Here is a 16362-nt window from a genome sequence, read left to right as displayed (position 1 = left end):
AGTTGAATTTATTTTAAATGATCGGTATTGTTAAACTCAGTGATCACAAACTGGTCACCACTAAGTTCAACCTTATAAAGTGTAGTGTTCTGATGCGGAAACGCTGTCATTTCGGCAATAGGCTTGTTGGTAAGCAGGCAAAGGAATAAACGCATGGCGCGGCCGTGCATACAAACCAGCACCCTTTTTTCATTCGTAGCAGCCTTAATGATATCAAGCGCCTGCTGTTCCCTTTTTACCACATCATTCGGACTTTCGCCACCTTCAAAATGGGCATCGTAATCACCCGCTTCCCATTGCTCCATCAGGCCTTTAAAAGCACAAATGGCATTTTCGTCGTTAGGTTTCCCTTCCCATATGCCCCAGGCCAGTTCGTCCAGTCCTTCCAGTTGCTCCCAGGGTGTACCTGCATCTATAAAACCTTTAACCGTTTGATGGGTACGCTTTAATTTAGAGGTATATACCTTGTCAAAAGGCACAGCTTTGTAGGCCTTGTAAAATGCAGCTGCCTGCATCCTGCCGGTATCGTTCAGATCGCTGTTGATGCCCCTGCCCTGTACAATTCCCTGTTTGTTTAAATCGGTTTCACCATGCCTGATGATGTAGAGTTCTTTATCCATTTAGTTGATTACTGGCAGTTTATAATATTGTGGTTTCGGCTCATCTCCAAAAGTAACATCTGTATAGTCTGTAACCACATTGTACAGGGTATCCCTTTCAATCGGTTTACGGTTCACCAGCTTGATCAGGCTTACCAATTCCTGGGTACTCATTGCAGGATGCTGCTCTTCTGCACCTGCCATTGAATAGATTTTGGTGGTATCGTCTAAGGTACCGTCAATATCGTCTACACCAAAGTTCAGCGACAACTGTGCAGTCTGCCTGCTGATCATCGCCCAGTAAGCTTTAATGTGGTCAAAATTATCCATGTAAATCCGGGCAATGGCATAATTCCTTAAATCCTCGATTACAGAAACTTCAGGCACATGGTCCATCTGGTTGTGCTGGTTTCTGAACTTAAGCGGTATAAAAGCCTGAAAACCTCCTGTTTTATCTTGCTGCTGACGCAGGCGTTCCATATGGTCTACCCTGTGCCAGAACTGTTCTATATGCCCATACAACATTGTAGCATTGGTTTTCATGCCCAGTTTATGTGCCTGTTCATGTATATCCAGCCATTGTTCGGCATTGCATTTGTCGTGCGCAATCTTTTCACGTACCTCGGGGTGAAAAATCTCGGCCCCGCCCCCCGGCATAGAATCCAGGCCTGCTTCCTGCAGGTATTTCATTCCGTCGTAATGACTTAATCTGGCTTTTTTAAAGATGTAGTAATACTCTACCGGTGTTAATGCTTTAATGTGAAGCTCAGGGCGATGTGCCTTTGCTTTCCTGAAAAAATCGCTATAGAATTCCAGGTTTTGTTTGGGCACAACACCTCCGGTGATGTGTACTTCGGTTACCGGTTCATGATCGTATTTTTTCAATACGTCCATCATTCCGTCAACGCTCATTTCCCAGCCTTCTTCCTTTTGCTTGATCATTCTCGAATAAGAGCAGAACTTGCAGTCGTATACGCAAACATTGGTAGGTTCAATATGAAAGTTGCGGTTGAAATAAGTACGGTCGCCATGCCTTTGTTCCCTGATGTAATTGGCCAGAACGCCAAGGTAACCAAGTTCAGCATGTTCATAAAGGTAAACGCCTTCATCGAAAGTAATCCTTTCCTGCTGCTGAACTTTCCGGGCAATTGCCTTAAGCTCTGCCTTTAGCTCGGTATCTTCCAGCAGCAATGCGAGTTTTGAGGTAGTATCCATCTGTAATGTATAATGAACAAAAGTAGCATAAAATCGTAAGATACCTGTTTTTAAAACCGATTTTACCTGTCAGCACTGTGTAAAAGACAGATCTTTCTTATCTTTAGATAAGCCATACACCGACCATGGAGAAATACGACGCAAGGATAGAAGCCTATATCAATGCTTCAGCTTTAGAAAACTTCAACAAATGCAGGCCTTCGCAGAAAAAGGAATATATAGAAGCCAAAACCGAGCCCATCAGAGAAAAAAGGCTAAAAACTGCTGCCGAGTGAATTTCAGAAGGTAAACACAGAAACTGGAAATACGAGCGCTAACCCGCTAAGCAATAAGCCTAAACTAAAAAAGAAAGCCCGCAATTACATTGCAGGCTTTCTTTTTTACGCTTTCCCAGAAAAATTACCTGCTCTGAAAAGGGCTAGGAACATTGCGAAGCTGTGTTCCAGCCTTAGAAGAGAACAGTTATTTTTCCTCTTATTTTGCAGCTTTATTAAAGTTCAATACGATATAAGCTGTAGCACTTCTGTACTCTACAGGTGTTTTGATCACCATCGTCTGTCCGTCTGTTGATGAAAGCAGCATTCTGTAGCCTTCAGTTACATTTTTAGCTTTATCACCTTCGTACAATTTTTTAAACTGGAAAGTATCTTCTTTTGTGCTGGCCGACCAGTAAATGGTTTGTGTTTTGGCTGCGCAATCGGCACCACCAGGCAAGCTATAGCTGCCATTACCACTATTGGTTAACCTCCAGGTACTACCCACAAAACACTTGTAAGAACTTTCTCCGAACAAAGATTTTACCGAAGTCTGAGGAATCCCTTCAAAAGTAATGTCGTTCAAAACCCAGTTACCTGTTATATTACCTCTTTTTAAAGGTTGTTGGGTAGTAGCTGCACCTTTTGGTGAGCAGCTTTGCAGCACCATTAATGAACTGCATAAAATGGCTGCTATCAGGAATATTCTTTTCATATCTTGAATTTTTTACTTTTTAAATACATAAATCCTGCCAAAACTTAGGGTTAATTATTTTTACCTTTAACATTGTTATACTTCAACTGTAGATTTTAGCATTTAACCCCATAATAATGAGAGCAGAAACACTGGCAATACATGCAGGAAATTTATATGAAAGCGCCACGAAAGATGTTACAGCACCTATAAATTTGTCAACCACCTTTTTAAGGAATGCGGAGGGTGGCTACTCTGGTGGACACATGTACAGCCGGATGAGTAACCCCAACCGTTCGGCGCTGGAACAAACACTGACGGTCCTGGAAAAAGGTGTGGATGCCTGTGCCTTTTCATCCGGCAATACCGCTGGGATGGCTGTTTTCCAGGCTTTAAAGCCCGGCAGTCACATTATCGCCCCGGACGACATGTACTGGGGACTAAAAAAAGTACTCCTGACGATATTTGCAGATACGATTGAAGTCGATTTTATTGACCTAACAGACATTGAACTGATCGGGAAACACATCAAAAAAAACACCGTGCTCATCTGGACAGAAACCCCTTCCAACCCATTGTTAAAAATTACAGATATAAGGACTGTTGCTCAACTCGCAAAATCGAAAGGACTGATCCTGGCATGCGACAGTACCTTTGCTTCGCCCAGTTTGCAGACCCCGATTACATTGGGGGCTGATATAGTGATGCATTCCTCTACCAAATACATCGGCGGCCATAGTGACGTACTGGGAGGAGTTCTGGTTACCGCCCAACAAAATGAATTCTGGGAACGCATCAGGAACATCCAGCAGACAGGAGGTGCAGTACCCTCACCGTTCGATTGTTTTCTGCTGTCGCGGAGCTTAAAAACACTGGCCTACCGGATGAAAGGCCATTGCGAAAATGGTCTGGCCCTTGCACTTTACCTGCAAAAACATTCCCGGATAGCACAGGTCTTTTATCCCGGCCTTCCTCATCATCCCGGACATGCAATTGCGAAAGCACAAATGACTGGTTTTGGCGGAATGCTGTCGATATTGGTTAAGGGCAATGCAGATGATGCCCGGAAAGTTGTAAATAAAGTAAAACTGTTTGCTCAGGCAACCAGCCTTGGAGGGGTGGAAAGCCTGGTGGAACACCGCGCATCTGTAGAAGGGCCAAACACCAAAACGCCACAAAATTTAATTCGGATATCAGCAGGACTTGAGCATATTGACGACTTAATTGCTGATTTTGAGCAGGCTTTAACCTAAAAAACTGGTCAAAAACAACAACAAATAAAACTTTATACTATTAATAATCAATCAATTAAAGAATATTCAGAATTTAATTTTGATTATTTTAGCACATAACCCTACATTTGTGACATTATTTAGCGAAAGCTAATCAAGTCAATACCTCTAATCGGGTTTGATTTATAAAGAAGTGGCGAGAGACAGGCTCTGTGACCCACTGGCAACCCTCCCAAAATGGAGAAGGTGCCAATTCCTGACCAACCGGCATGGTGCCGTTTGGAAAGATAAATTAAAACATATGAAAACGATTATTTCAATTCTTCGTCATTATTGTTGCCCCAAACATACCATGTGTATGTGCTGTTGCATACAATAATCCTTAAAATCTTCCTTTTGCATTTTTTTGATCCATCCGGAAGGCCCCTTTGGGTACGCCAATAAACATGCTCCGCTTGCATGCCTATGCCAGGAGTAAGTGCTAAAAAATTAATTAAACCATATAAAAAATAAAAGATAAAAGATAATATGTCTGCTTCTCATAAATTCGAAACTTTACAGGTCCATGCCGGCCAGGAAATAGATCCTACAACAGGTTCAAGGGCCGTTCCTATATATCAAACCACTTCTTATGGCTTCAAAAACTCTGAACACGGTGCAAACCTGTTTGCCCTGAAAGAGTTTGGCAACATTTACACCCGTATCATGAACCCGACTACGGATGTATTTGAAAAACGTATTGCTGCGCTGGAAGGTGGGGTTGCCGCACTGGCAGTGTCATCTGGACAGGCGGCCCAGTTCATCGCTTTAAACAACATACTGGAATCAGGCGATAATTTTGTTTCCTCCTCTCATTTGTATGGAGGCTCCTACAATCAGTTTAAAGTTGGTTTTAAACGCCTGGGCATCGAAGTTAAATTTGCCAATGGCGATGATCCTTCAGATTTTGAAGCCAAAATAGATGCCAGAACCAAAGCTATCTACCTGGAAAGCATAGGCAATCCGGCTTTCAGCATCATCGATTTTGAAAGAATATCGGCCATAGCCAATAAGCACGACCTTCCCCTCATTGTCGACAATACTTTCGGTGCGGCAGGTTACTTGTTTAAGCCCCTGGAACACGGTGCGCACATTGTGGTACAGTCGGCTACCAAATGGATAGGCGGACATGGTACCAGCATTGGCGGGGTAATTGTTGACGGCGGAACCTACAACTGGGGCAATGGCAAATTTAAGCAGTTTACTGAACCTGCTGAAGGTTACCACGGATTGGTATTTAACGATGTATTTGGCATTGGGGGCCCCTTCGGGAATATCCAGTTCATCATTCGTGCCCGTGTTGAGGGATTAAGGGATTTTGGTCCTGCCATCTCCCCTTTTAACTCCTTCCTGCTGCTGCAGGGACTGGAAACCTTATCGCTTCGGGTACAGCGCCATGTAGACAATGCACTGGCACTGGCCACCTGGCTGGAAAAAAATCCTGCTGTAAAAAGTGTAAGCTATCCTGGACTGGAGAGCAGCCCATACCATGCCAATGCAAAAAAATACCTGCAAAATGGCTTCGGTGCAGTATTGTCGTTTGAGCTGCAGGGCGATAAGGCACAAGCCACGGCATTGGTAGACAGTCTTAAACTGGTAAGCCACCTCGCAAACGTAGGAGATGCAAAAACACTGATCATACAGCCTTCGGCAACCACACATCAGCAGTTGAGTGATGCCGAACAGGTGGCAGCAGGTGTTAAGCCTAATCAGCTCCGGGTATCAGTAGGTATAGAACACATAGACGATATCAAAGCCGATTTTGAACAGGCTTTCAACAGCCTAAAAAAATAGACAATACCCTTCATCAAAATTAATAATGAGTACAATTTCCACATATAATTACACCAAGATCTTTAAACTGGAAAACGGCAAAAAGCTGCGTAAGCTGGATATTGCTTACCAGACTTACGGAAAGCTGAACGCTAAAAAGGACAATGTAATTTGGGCCTGCCATGCACTTACTGCAAATTCTGATGTGCTGGACTGGTGGAAAGGATTGTTTGGCAACAATGCCCTGTTTAACCCTGATGAGCATTTCATCATCTGTGCAAATGTGCTGGGTTCGCATTATGGCAGTACCAGTCCGCTAAGCACAAACCCGGTAACGGGTCAACCTTATTACTTGGCTTTTCCGGAGTTTTCAATCCGGGACCTCGTTGCGGCACACCGCTTACTGGCTGCGCACTTGGGGATCAGCAATATAAAGGTACTGATCGGCGGTTCGCTGGGTGGACAACAGGCTTTGGAATGGTCGATAACAGATCCTGCTGCTATTGAGAACCTGATTTTGATTGCAACCAATGCCCTTCATTCGCCCTGGGGCATTGCTTTCAATGAAAGTCAGCGTCTGGCCATTACTACCGACCGGAGTTTTTACGCTCAAAAGCCAGATGGCGGTTTAAAAGGCCTAAAAGTAGCCAGAAGCATTGCACTTTTATCTTACAGAACATACGATGCCTATGCAGCAACCCAATTGGAAAGCGTTAACGATAAAACAGGTGGCTTCAGGGCCTCATCTTACCAGAACTACCAGGGTGAAAAGCTATGCAAACGCTTTAATGCCTATAGTTATTGGTACCTGAGCAAAGCGATGGACAGCCATAATGTAGGAAGGGACCGTAACAGTATTACAGAGGCCCTGGCCCTTGTAAAAGCAAATACGCTCGTAATTGGCATTGAAAACGACATGCTTTTTCCACAGTCGGAACAGGAATACCTGGCCAGGAACATACAGGGGGCAGAATTTTACAGTTTAAAATCAGCCTATGGCCATGATGGCTTCTTAATTGAGACAGATACCCTGACGAATGTCATTGGCAATTTCCTGAAGGAAAGTACGAACAAGAAAATAATTAAATTACATAAAACAGCATAATAATAGATGAGCAAGAAACTTAAAATTGGATTATTTGGTTTTGGAGTAGTTGGTCAGGGATTACACGACATCATTCGTGGCCAGGATTTAAACCTCGAGATCATTAAGATCGCCATCAAAAACCCGGAGAAAAAGCGGACGCTTGACGCCCACCTTTTTACAACAGATCATGATGTATTGCTGAACAATACAGAGATCAATACCATTGTAGAACTGATTGATGATGCCGATGTGGCTTTCAATATTGTTAAAAGAGCATTAATAAGCGGTAAAAACGTAGTTTCTGCCAATAAAAAGATGATCGCCACACACCTTGCCGAACTTGTTGAACTACAGGAGAAGCATAATGTGTCTTTGTTGTATGAAGGTGCTGTATGCGGCAGTATCCCGATTATCCGTAACCTGGAAGAGTATTACGACAATGAACTGCTGCATGGCATCAGCGGTATATTCAACGGCTCATCAAACTATATTTTATCGAAAATATTTAATGAGAACCTGGAATATGGTGTGGCCTTAAAGCAAGCACAGGATCTTGGTTTTGCAGAAACAAACCCCATCCTGGATGTGGGTGGGTACGACCCTAAATTTAAGCTGGCCATTGCTACTGCACATGCCTACGGACTGTTCATTAACCCGGATAAAATTCTTAATGTAGGAATACAACACCTGTCGGAGAATGACATCAGGTATGCCCGTGAAAAGAACTTTAAAATTAAACTGGTACCAACTGCGCGCAAAATCAGTACCAAGCAGGTGGTGACCTATGTATTGCCTAAATTCGTAAAATCAGACGATTTCCTTTTCAATGTAGAAAACGAATACAACGGGGTTACCGTTCAGGCGGCATTTGCCGACAAGCAGTTCTTCTTCGGAAAAGGCGCTGGTGGCCACCCTACAGGTGCGGCAGTTTTATCGGACATTGCAGCTTTAAGGTACGATTATCGCTATGAGTACAAAAAATACCACCAGCATAATGGCCTTGTACATACTGACGATGTAAACCTGGAAGTTTACCTGCGTTATACACATGAATATACCATCGAAAAATTAAAGATCGAAAATATCGTAGAACGCTTTACCCGCGATGACTACAAATATGTGATTGGAAGTGTAAGCCTTAAGAGCTTACTGGCCAACCGCGAGTTACTGGAGCAGAAAGATATTTTTATTGCCCATACCGGAAAATACACCTATACGGAGCAGCAGCTGAAATCTGTAGCTGAAGAAGAAGCCACTTTTTTTAATTAATTTTTTGTTTTGACATAAAAAAGGCCCCGATTGGGGCCTTTTTTATGTTATACTGTTTTTTATAGTTCTCTGTTCACATCCCAGTTCTCGAGGTAATCTGCCACCCTACGTACAAAAGAGCCGCCCAAAGCACCATCTACAACCCTGTGATCGTAGGAAAGTGACAGGAACATCATGTGCCTGATGGCAATCACATCCCCAAACTCCGTTTCCAGAACTGCAGGTTTCTTTTTAATCGCACCAACCGCAAGGATAGCCACCTGAGGCTGATTGATGATCGGCGTGCCCATCACATTACCAAAAGACCCTACATTTGTTAAGGTAAAAGTACCGTTCTGAGTTTCGTCTGGTTTCAGTTTTGAAGCACGGGCGCGCCCCGCCAGGTCGTTAACTGCTTTGGTTAAACCCAGCAGATTCAATTCATCCGCGTTTTTGATGACCGGAACAATCAGGTTACCACTAGGCAAAGCAGCTGCCATCCCTATATTGATGTCCTTCTTCTTGATGATCTGCGTACCGTTTACGGATACATTGATCATCGGATAATCTTTTATCGCTTTACTTACGGCCTCAACAAAGATGGGCGTAAAAGTAATTTTTTCGTTTTCACGTTTCTCAAAATTCCTTTTAACCTTTTCACGCCACATCACCATATTCGTCACATCTGCTTCAACAAAGGAAGTAACGTGCGGAGAGGTCTGCTTGCTCATCACCATATGTTCAGCAATCAGCTTGCGCATCCTGTCCATTTCAACAATCTCATCTGCCCCGCCCATGCTGGATGCAGCAGGCTGAGTTGCAGCTTTTGGACTTTGTGGAGGTGTTTCCAGCGAAGCCGCAGGTTTCACAGGCTCTGGCTGAGGTTTATTTACCGGAGCAGCGGCAACCGGACTACTGCCTTTTTTACTTTGCACATAATTTAACAGGTCGTCTTTTGTTAAACGTCCTTCAGCGCCCGTACCAGTAATACCATCCAGTTCGTTAACGGTAATCCCCTCTTGCGCAGCAATATTTTTTACCAGCGGAGAATAGAACCGATCTGATGTAAAATCAGCAGGAAGCTGCTCAGTTCCCGGAATATTTTCCAAGATGATTTCCGCAACCGGCTCAGCTGAAACCACAGGCATTTCCACTTTAATTTCCGTATCAACTGAAGCTGAAGCATCAGTTTCTATGATGGCAATTACCGCACCTACCTGTACAATATCGTCTTCTTTAAATAATTGCTTTACCAATTTACCTGAAACAGGTGATGGCACTTCAGAATCAACCTTATCCGTAGCAATCTCCAGAATCGTATCGTCCAGGTTCACCTGATCGCCGGGCTGCTTAACCCATTTAATAATGGTTGCCTCTGCAACGCTCTCCCCCATTTTAGGTAACAATAATTCGTATTGAGCCATTTTTTATTTTATGATTTGTATCAGGTGCAAAAGTAAAGTATTTTGCAGACTTAAGCCACATCTTGTTTCAGCTCATTCAAAACCATTGTCAAAGCAGCTACTGCAGCACGCTCTATATTCTGTGCCCTGCGCCCGCTAAAATTGAACAGCCTTGCAGTTACACGATCTTGATTTGCCACTGCAATCCACACTGTTCCAACCGGTTTCTGCTCGGTTCCACCGTCGGGGCCAGCAACTCCACTTACTGCAACAGCATAATCTGTTTTAAAATGATGGATTGCACCCAGGGCCATTTCTTTTACGGTCTGCTCGCTTACGGCTCCATGCGCATCCAGTGTTGACGCTTTTACACCAAGGACAGACATTTTCAAGGCATTGGAATAAGTAACAGCACCACCGGCAAATACGGCCGAACAGCCGGGATGCTGGGTAATCAATTGCGCAATATGTCCGCCTGTACAGCTTTCTGCGGTAGATAAAGTCAGTTTTTTCTTTTCCATAATCTTTAGCAGCGCTTTTTCGAGCGCAATGTCCTGGTCTATCACGACATATTTCCCGGCTTTGTTTATGATGAGTTGTGCATAATGTTCAATTTCTTTACTTAACAGTTCCTCGTCTGCCCCACTGCCACTTAACCTTAGCCTGATCTGGCCTAATTTAGGCAGATAAGCCAGTTTAATATGTGCTGGTAAACTGCCTTCTATCTCTTCCAACTCAAAGGCCAGGAAAGATTCCCCTATACCTGCAGTCAATATGGTTTTATGGAGAATAGCCGGCATTTTAAAGGCCTGCTGCAGACGGGGCAGGATTTCCTCTTCCATCAGGTACATCATCTCAAATGGCACACCAGGCATAGACACAATAATACGTCCCTGGTTTTCAAACCACATGCAGGGTGCCGTGCCATTTTTATTCTGGATCACCGTACAGCCATCCGGCACATCGGCCTGCTTGCGGTTCATGTCTATCATCGGCCTGTTGAAGCGTGTGAAGATATCTGTCACGTGATCCAATGTAGCCTGGTCCCTTCTGAGTTCCATATTAAAATACCTGGCCAGCGTGATTTTGGTGATGTCATCTTTAGTAGGCCCTAAGCCACCTGTCATTAAAATGATATCAGCCCGTTTTTCGGCCAGTTTCAGGGCCTCTGTAATGTGATCTGCATCGTCGGACACTGATGTGATTTGTTTCACCCTGATGCCGATCAGGTTCAGCTGAGTGGCCATCCATGCAGAATTGGTATCCACAACCTGACCAATCAGTATTTCATCACCAATGGTTATAATTTCAGCTAGCATAATAAAATGTGTTTAGAATCTGGTATAAAATCCTTTTCTCTTGCTCAGTTTCAGGTCCTGCAGGATAGAAGCTTTTACTTTTATATCTACCGAATAACTTTGATAGAAACCAAAAGGTACCCAGGTAAAGCTCATGTCCCAGCAATGCAGATCGCGGTAAATTGAAAAATTGGTCTGGGAAATAGTTTTCTTCTGGAAATCCCAGCCCGAGCTGAAAGTAACTTTCCATTTCGGGGTAATGTTGGCATCACCGTTAAAGTTAAGGGTATTGGTTACTGTACCATTGCGGCTCACTTCATCTGTCCGATAGTTAAAAGTATAAGCAAAGGCGAAGTTCCATGGAATATTAAAATCAACAAAAGCATTCGGGTCGCGGCTCACCAGAGCCAGGGCCTCTGCCTGTTCAGGAGTCATTCCCCCTCTGTTGGCCTGCTCTTTCAGCTTGTCTTCGGTTTCATTTTTGCGTTTCAGGGCCTCGGGGTTCAGACTGTAGTTGAATGAAAAACCAAAATTCGTTAAGCGTGGAAATTTACCCTGGGTCCAGGTGTACCTGTCTATCTTTCTTCTGTCCCTGGCACCAGTAAATTCATTGGTATAATCCTCATACAGGTATGGGTTTAAGGTACCGTAATAGTTGATGCCCAGCTTATCTGTAAACTGTGAACGTCCGCTGAAGTTCAGGTCAGATAACTTGAAATTTTCGGCCAGGAAGTTATAGGAACCATTGATGCTCAGACCTTGAATGATCGGGATTTTCTTCTCTCCGGTACCGGTGGTGTCTTTAGCCGATAAAACCTTCGCTTCCACTATATTATCCAGCGAGAAACTCATAGATGCAGATTTTCCGATACCAGGGCCGCCATACTGCGAAGACTCATGAATGGAATATTTAGTGGGGATGATGTTGCCCTTATAATCCCTTTCAAATACCTGCTCCCCGTTCTGGTAATAAGCGTATTTATAATTGCCCTTACTGACGTCAGAAAAATCCGGTGTATAGTTAAAGCTCACGCTTGGGGTCATTACATGGCGCAACGCTTTAAAGTTGCCCAGGTTTTTGAACTGTGCAGTTGAATAGACTTTTGTGGAAAGTCCGCCGTTGATGCCGTACTGGCCCGAACGGTTAAAACCCGGTATGGTATCTATAAATATTGCATCCGATTTACCTGGCACCTTGGCGTAGGTTTTCCGGATCGACTGAAAGTGCCATTTCTCGGTATAGGATGTACCTACGTTAAAGTTAAAATACTTCAGCACATTGAAGGCCATATTGATGGGAATGGTATGCTGCACCCCGTTTCTGAACTTTTTAAGGGCTTCTTTTCTGAACAGCAAGGAATCCGGTGAGCTGATCTGGTTGGTCGCCTGCATGTTGTAACCCACTGTAATTTTCTGGTACCACTTCTGTTCGCCCACCCTTTTTTTAGAGTCAAAAGGGTTAAACGTAGGCACAGACAGGGTAACATCAGGCAGGGTCAAACTTACATTTCTGGTTGCAGTTTCCTGATTGTGCCGCAAAGCACTGGTCATCTGGATCCCGTTACCAAAGGTCCTGCTATAGGAAATACTGGATCCAAAAGTATTCCTTGCGGTCATATTCGGATCGTAAGTCCCCCCTGCGCCTGTCCGCTGGTCATACAATGACGTTCCTGCATCAACAGAGGCAGAGAAAGTTGTTCCAGGCTTTGCATTGGCATTTTGCTGGTGGCTCCAGTTGATGCGGAAATCCCTTCCTTTACTGAAATCCTTCGTTCCTTCCGTACCATTCTTGGTATAAGCATACCTGAAATTGATGTTGCCATTGTGCTTATACCTTTTGGTATAGTTGGATGCAATGTTGGTATCAAATGAGCCATAGGAGTAGATTGTTCCGGTAATTTTGGCATCCCAATAGTCGCTCAAACCAAGGTAATACCCCCCATCCCTTAAAAAGAAACCCCGGCTGTAATCCTCGCCCGGACTGGGCAGTATGATCCCTGAGCTTTTTTTATTGGGTTTAGGAAAAAACGCAAAAGGCAAACCCAGGGGTAAAGGAATGTCTTCTATTTTCAGGTAAAGGGGCCCGGCAATGATCTGATTTTCCGTTACAATGGCCTTGGTAAAATGGATCCCGAAATGTGGATGTGGTAAATTACAGGTACTGTAAGTTTGTCCTTTACTGTGAATCTCGTCGTCGGGCTGCTTTTTGGCTTTACCTCCGGTAAAAAAACCACCCTCTTGTTCTGTATACACACCCCAGATATTCCCCGCCTTTGTTACGGTATTGAATACCAATGAGTCAGCCAGAGATGTACTCTGCCCCTCCATTTTAAAAATAGGCCTGCCAATGTATTTCCCTTTCGCATCTGTGGTTCCACGGGCATAAATTAAGTTGGTCCTGTTGTCGTACTTGATGAATTCTGCATCCAGTTCCAACCCCTGATAAATTACCCTGGCTTTTCCATACAGATAGACTACGCTGCTATCTTTACTAAAAGCAATAGAGTCTTTGGCGGTATATTGGATTTTTTCAGAAGCCGTGGTATCTTTTGGGTTGGTTTGAAGGCTTGCTTTTTTGGTTGTATCTTTTTTTAGGGTATCTATTTGCTGCACAACCTGAAAGCCTGAAAAAGAATTAAATGCAAAAGCATGGTTACTAACAGATGTTAATAAAACAATCGTTTTTAAAAAAATGATGTAGCGTAAAAGTTTCAAATTCGTGTGTGAATGTTATTTTTGCATTAATGTTTAATCCAAAACGTTCAAAATTAATGAAAAATATACCATTGCTCAGACCAAATGCAATTTTGATCGTATTTATTTCTTTTATTTTTATTATCCTGTCTAATTACCAGGCATTTACACAAGAATACAAAATAAAAACTATAGTTATAGATGCAGGTCACGGAGGGCGCGACGGCTCTACCCGGGGTTTGTACTCTACCGAAAAAGATGTGGCCCTGAAAACAGCGTTGCACCTGGGTGCTGCTATAGAAGCCAACATGAAAGATGTTAAGGTCATCTACACCCGGACAACCGATGTATTCATCCCGCTTTATGAGCGGATTGCCATTGCCAACAATGCCAAGGCCGACCTATTTATCTCTATCCATTGCAACGATATGCCGGTTCATAGATCGACGGTTATCACTGGATACAAAAAAGGCAAAAAGGGTAAAAAAACACCCATTTATGAAACTGTTTACCGCAAAAGCACGTCAACACGCGGCGTAGAAACCTTTGTATCGGGGATGGGTCGGATGAATGAGCAGGACGAAGTGATCAAAAGGGAAAATGCGGCCATATTTCTGGAAGACAACTATAAAGAGAACTATGAAGGTTTTGATCCCAACAATCCGGAAAACTACATCATCCTTTCGCTCATGAAAAATACTTTCCGGACGCAGAGCTTAAAGCTGGCCAAGCTGGTGCAAGACCAGTATGTAAGTGTTGGGCGCGTAGACAGAGGTGTACAGGAAAAGAGCCTGGCCGTACTGGCACGTGCGGGAATGCCGGCCATTTTAACAGAAATTGGTTTCATCAGCAATCCTGATGAAGAGAATTACATGAACTCTGAGACTGGACAGAACGAAATTACGGAATGCTTATTGAAGGCTATTCAGAATTATAGGAAAGGAATTGAAGGATAACACCAGTATTGGAAAATTTTAAACACAGAATAAAGAGAGATGAGATTGAAAAAATGTATATTCCTGCTTGCCGTTTCATTAATTATAAGTACACAAACTACTTTTTCTCAGGGATATAGAGTTAAAACCATTGTTATTGATGCCGGTCATGGAGGACCAAAATCCGGAGCTGCAGGAAGCTATTCACTGGAGAAGAACGTAGCCTTAAAAGTGGCCTTAAAACTGGGCAAAAAGTTTGAAGAAGAAATGCCTGATGTTAAAATCCTGTACACCAGGAAAACAGATATTGACGTGGAGTTTCACAAAAGGGCCGCCCTGGCCAACGACAACAAGGCCGACATCTTTATTTCCATTCATTGCAACTCCATGCCCGACAGAAAGGTGATCACCGGTTACACCAAGGCTAAAAATGGAAAAAGAATAGCCAAGTATGGTTATGTAAAAAACACCAGTACCAGTGGCACCGAAACTTTTGTTGCGGGATCGCACCGCCTGGATGAGCAGGATGTGGCCATAAGGGAGAATGCCGATATCAAGCTGGAAAAAAACTACAAACAAAACTACGATGGCTACGACCCGAACGATCCGGAAACATTTATTATACTATCTTTGTTCAAAAATACATTTAGAGATAAAAGCCTTAAGCTGGCCCGGTTAATCCAGAACAACTATACCAACGACAATAACAGGGTTAACAGGGGTGTAAAAGAGCAGGGCATTTTGATTTTACAACGATGTGGAATGCCAGCTGTATTAACAGAGATCGGATTTATTTCCAATCCAAGCGAAGAAGATTATATGAATTCAGCTAACGGACAGGAAGAAATTGTAAATTCGATATTTAAGGCAGTTAAAACATATAAAAAAGAAACTGAAGTCAATTAAATGAAAATCGCAAACGAAACTAAAGTAGGCATACTGGCAGCCTTTTCCATCGCCTTATTAATTATCGGGTATAATTTTTTAAAAGGTAATGCCATTTTCTCTAATGAGACTGTCCTGTATGCACGGTACCCCCGCGTAGACGGTCTGGGCGTATCCAAGCCCGTTTTGATCAATGGTTTTCAGATCGGACGTGTGGACCAGCTGCAGCTACAATCGGACGGAAGTATCCTGGCCACTTTGAAGATCAAAGGGAAATACGAGATTCCTAAGAACAGTATTGCAAAACTGGAGGGAACAGACCTTCTGGGCAGCAAAGCGATTGTGATGGAGTTGGGAACCGGGCAGGATTTTGCACATGATGGAGATACCCTGAACGCCAATGTAGCAAAAGGCCTGCTTGAAACTGTACAGCCGGTTCAGAAAAAAGCTGAGCTGATCATTGGTAAAATGGATTCTATCCTGACCAGTGTAAATGCCATTCTGAACCCTAACTTTCAAAAGAATGTCGACAAAAGCTTCAACAGTATCGCTTCTACCCTTGCTTCTTTAGAGGCAACCTCTAAAAAAGTAGACAATCTGGTAGGCTCCGAAGGCTCAAGAGTTTCGGCAATTCTTGCCAATGTTGAAGCCATTTCCAACAATTTAAAAAAGAACAATGAAAAGATCAACGGCATTCTTGATAACATCAACACCATTACCGATCAGGTTGCTGCTGCCAACTTTAAGCAAACCATAGACAATGCAAACAAAGCTATGGCCGATCTTCAGACCATAGTGAGTAAAATTAATAATGGGCAAGGTTCACTCGGCTTACTCGTTAACGACACCAAAATGTACGATAACCTGAATAACGCTTCAAAAAGTCTGGATAACCTGATGATTGACCTGAAACAGAACCCTAAACGTTACGTTCATTTCTCTGTATTCGGCGGTGGTAACAAAAAGGACAAATAACATACATGGCCATAAAAAAGCCCCGGCAAAC

The 16362-nt window shown here is 43.4% G+C and carries 14 protein-coding genes and 1 riboswitch; of the genes, 8 read left to right on the top strand and 6 right to left on the bottom strand.

The window, feature by feature from the left end; all coding sequences use genetic code 11:
* Positions 1-8 precede the first annotated feature (8 nt).
* Complete coding sequence (locus tag ABIE26_RS04760) at positions 9-620, bottom strand: histidine phosphatase family protein (protein ID WP_310139461.1); 612 nt, start codon at positions 618-620, stop codon at positions 9-11.
* Entirely contained in the window at positions 621-1814 is a 1194-nt protein-coding gene (mqnE, locus tag ABIE26_RS04755) for an aminofutalosine synthase MqnE (RefSeq protein ID WP_310139462.1), read from the bottom strand.
* 125 nt (positions 1815-1939) lie between these two features.
* On the opposite strand from mqnE, the gene ABIE26_RS04750 reads away from it, so the two are divergent.
* Positions 1940-2089: a hypothetical protein gene (locus ABIE26_RS04750; RefSeq protein WP_310139465.1), complete on the top strand. Its 150-nt coding sequence runs from the start codon at positions 1940-1942 to the stop codon at positions 2087-2089.
* Between the two features lie 199 nt (positions 2090-2288).
* Here ABIE26_RS04750 and ABIE26_RS04745 read toward each other — a convergent pair whose 3' ends face one another.
* The gene (locus tag ABIE26_RS04745) at positions 2289-2783 is read right to left on the bottom strand and encodes a lipocalin family protein (protein ID WP_310139467.1); all 495 of its coding nucleotides are present in this window, start codon (positions 2781-2783) and stop codon (positions 2289-2291) included.
* Between the two features lie 116 nt (positions 2784-2899).
* On the opposite strand from ABIE26_RS04745, the gene ABIE26_RS04740 reads away from it, so the two are divergent.
* The 4 genes from ABIE26_RS04740 (at position 2900) to ABIE26_RS04725 (ending at position 8162) form a co-directional block, all read left to right on the top strand.
* Positions 2900-4015, top strand: coding sequence for a trans-sulfuration enzyme family protein (locus ABIE26_RS04740; protein WP_310139470.1), 1116 nt, complete (start codon positions 2900-2902; stop codon positions 4013-4015).
* 159 nt (positions 4016-4174) lie between these two features.
* Positions 4175-4288: riboswitch (SAM riboswitch) on the top strand.
* A gap of 234 nt (positions 4289-4522) precedes the next feature.
* Complete coding sequence (locus ABIE26_RS04735; RefSeq protein ID WP_310139473.1) at positions 4523-5827, top strand: O-acetylhomoserine aminocarboxypropyltransferase/cysteine synthase family protein; 1305 nt, start codon at positions 4523-4525, stop codon at positions 5825-5827.
* Positions 5828-5852: 25 nt separating this feature from the next.
* Positions 5853-6911 carry a homoserine O-acetyltransferase family protein gene (locus ABIE26_RS04730; RefSeq protein ID WP_310139476.1) on the top strand — a complete coding sequence of 353 codons (1059 nt, stop codon included), beginning with the start codon at positions 5853-5855 and terminating at the stop codon, positions 6909-6911.
* 6 nt (positions 6912-6917) lie between these two features.
* The gene (locus ABIE26_RS04725) at positions 6918-8162 is read left to right on the top strand and encodes a homoserine dehydrogenase (protein WP_310139478.1); all 1245 of its coding nucleotides are present in this window, start codon (positions 6918-6920) and stop codon (positions 8160-8162) included.
* 59 nt (positions 8163-8221) lie between these two features.
* Here ABIE26_RS04725 and ABIE26_RS04720 read toward each other — a convergent pair whose 3' ends face one another.
* From ABIE26_RS04720 to ABIE26_RS04710, 3 genes are read right to left on the bottom strand one after another with little or no spacing between them, the layout of a single operon-like run.
* Positions 8222-9565 (bottom strand): dihydrolipoamide acetyltransferase family protein, encoded by a 1344-nt coding sequence (locus tag ABIE26_RS04720; RefSeq protein WP_310139481.1) that lies wholly within the window; start codon positions 9563-9565, stop codon positions 8222-8224.
* A gap of 50 nt (positions 9566-9615) precedes the next feature.
* A complete protein-coding gene (locus ABIE26_RS04715; protein WP_310139483.1) occupies positions 9616-10863 on the bottom strand; it encodes a competence/damage-inducible protein A in 1248 nt (415 codons plus the stop codon).
* Positions 10864-10875: 12 nt separating this feature from the next.
* Complete coding sequence (locus tag ABIE26_RS04710) at positions 10876-13455, bottom strand: putative LPS assembly protein LptD (RefSeq protein ID WP_354375120.1); 2580 nt, start codon at positions 13453-13455, stop codon at positions 10876-10878.
* Positions 13456-13613: 158 nt separating this feature from the next.
* Between ABIE26_RS04710 and ABIE26_RS04705 the strand changes: the two genes are divergently transcribed.
* The 3 genes from ABIE26_RS04705 to ABIE26_RS04695 are packed head-to-tail and all read left to right on the top strand — an operon-like array spanning position 13614 to position 16331.
* On the top strand, positions 13614-14492 hold the full coding sequence (locus ABIE26_RS04705) for an N-acetylmuramoyl-L-alanine amidase family protein (protein WP_409035653.1): 879 nt from the start codon (positions 13614-13616) through the stop codon (positions 14490-14492).
* Positions 14493-14531: 39 nt separating this feature from the next.
* On the top strand, positions 14532-15377 hold the full coding sequence (locus ABIE26_RS04700; RefSeq protein WP_310139490.1) for an N-acetylmuramoyl-L-alanine amidase family protein: 846 nt from the start codon (positions 14532-14534) through the stop codon (positions 15375-15377).
* Positions 15378-16331 carry an MlaD family protein gene (locus ABIE26_RS04695; protein WP_310139497.1) on the top strand — a complete coding sequence of 318 codons (954 nt, stop codon included), beginning with the start codon at positions 15378-15380 and terminating at the stop codon, positions 16329-16331.
* Positions 16332-16362: the final 31 nt, after the last annotated feature.

It is taken from the genome of Pedobacter africanus (assembly GCF_040548825.1).
GTDB lineage: Bacteria > Bacteroidota > Bacteroidia > Sphingobacteriales > Sphingobacteriaceae > Pedobacter > Pedobacter africanus_A.
Note: the sequence above shows the minus strand (reverse complement) of the source record. Positions and strands in the feature narration are given on the sequence as shown.

Bases quoted from the DNA above. Each gene is read 5' to 3' on its own strand.
- ABIE26_RS04760 (WP_310139461.1), bottom strand. From the start codon at position 620: ATGGATAAAGAACTCTACATCATCAGGCATGGTGAAACCGATTTAAAC.
- mqnE (WP_310139462.1), bottom strand. From the start codon at position 1,814: ATGGATACTACCTCAAAACTCGCATTGCTGCTGGAAGATACCGAGCTA.
- ABIE26_RS04750 (WP_310139465.1), top strand. From the start codon at position 1,940: ATGGAGAAATACGACGCAAGGATAGAAGCCTATATCAATGCTTCAGCT.
- ABIE26_RS04745 (WP_310139467.1), bottom strand. From the start codon at position 2,783: ATGAAAAGAATATTCCTGATAGCAGCCATTTTATGCAGTTCATTAATG.
- ABIE26_RS04740 (WP_310139470.1), top strand. From the start codon at position 2,900: ATGAGAGCAGAAACACTGGCAATACATGCAGGAAATTTATATGAAAGC.
- ABIE26_RS04735 (WP_310139473.1), top strand. From the start codon at position 4,523: ATGTCTGCTTCTCATAAATTCGAAACTTTACAGGTCCATGCCGGCCAG.
- ABIE26_RS04730 (WP_310139476.1), top strand. From the start codon at position 5,853: ATGAGTACAATTTCCACATATAATTACACCAAGATCTTTAAACTGGAA.
- ABIE26_RS04725 (WP_310139478.1), top strand. From the start codon at position 6,918: ATGAGCAAGAAACTTAAAATTGGATTATTTGGTTTTGGAGTAGTTGGT.
- ABIE26_RS04720 (WP_310139481.1), bottom strand. From the start codon at position 9,565: ATGGCTCAATACGAATTATTGTTACCTAAAATGGGGGAGAGCGTTGCA.
- ABIE26_RS04715 (WP_310139483.1), bottom strand. From the start codon at position 10,863: ATGCTAGCTGAAATTATAACCATTGGTGATGAAATACTGATTGGTCAG.
- ABIE26_RS04705 (WP_409035653.1), top strand. From the start codon at position 13,614: ATGAAAAATATACCATTGCTCAGACCAAATGCAATTTTGATCGTATTT.
- ABIE26_RS04700 (WP_310139490.1), top strand. From the start codon at position 14,532: ATGAGATTGAAAAAATGTATATTCCTGCTTGCCGTTTCATTAATTATA.
- ABIE26_RS04695 (WP_310139497.1), top strand. From the start codon at position 15,378: ATGAAAATCGCAAACGAAACTAAAGTAGGCATACTGGCAGCCTTTTCC.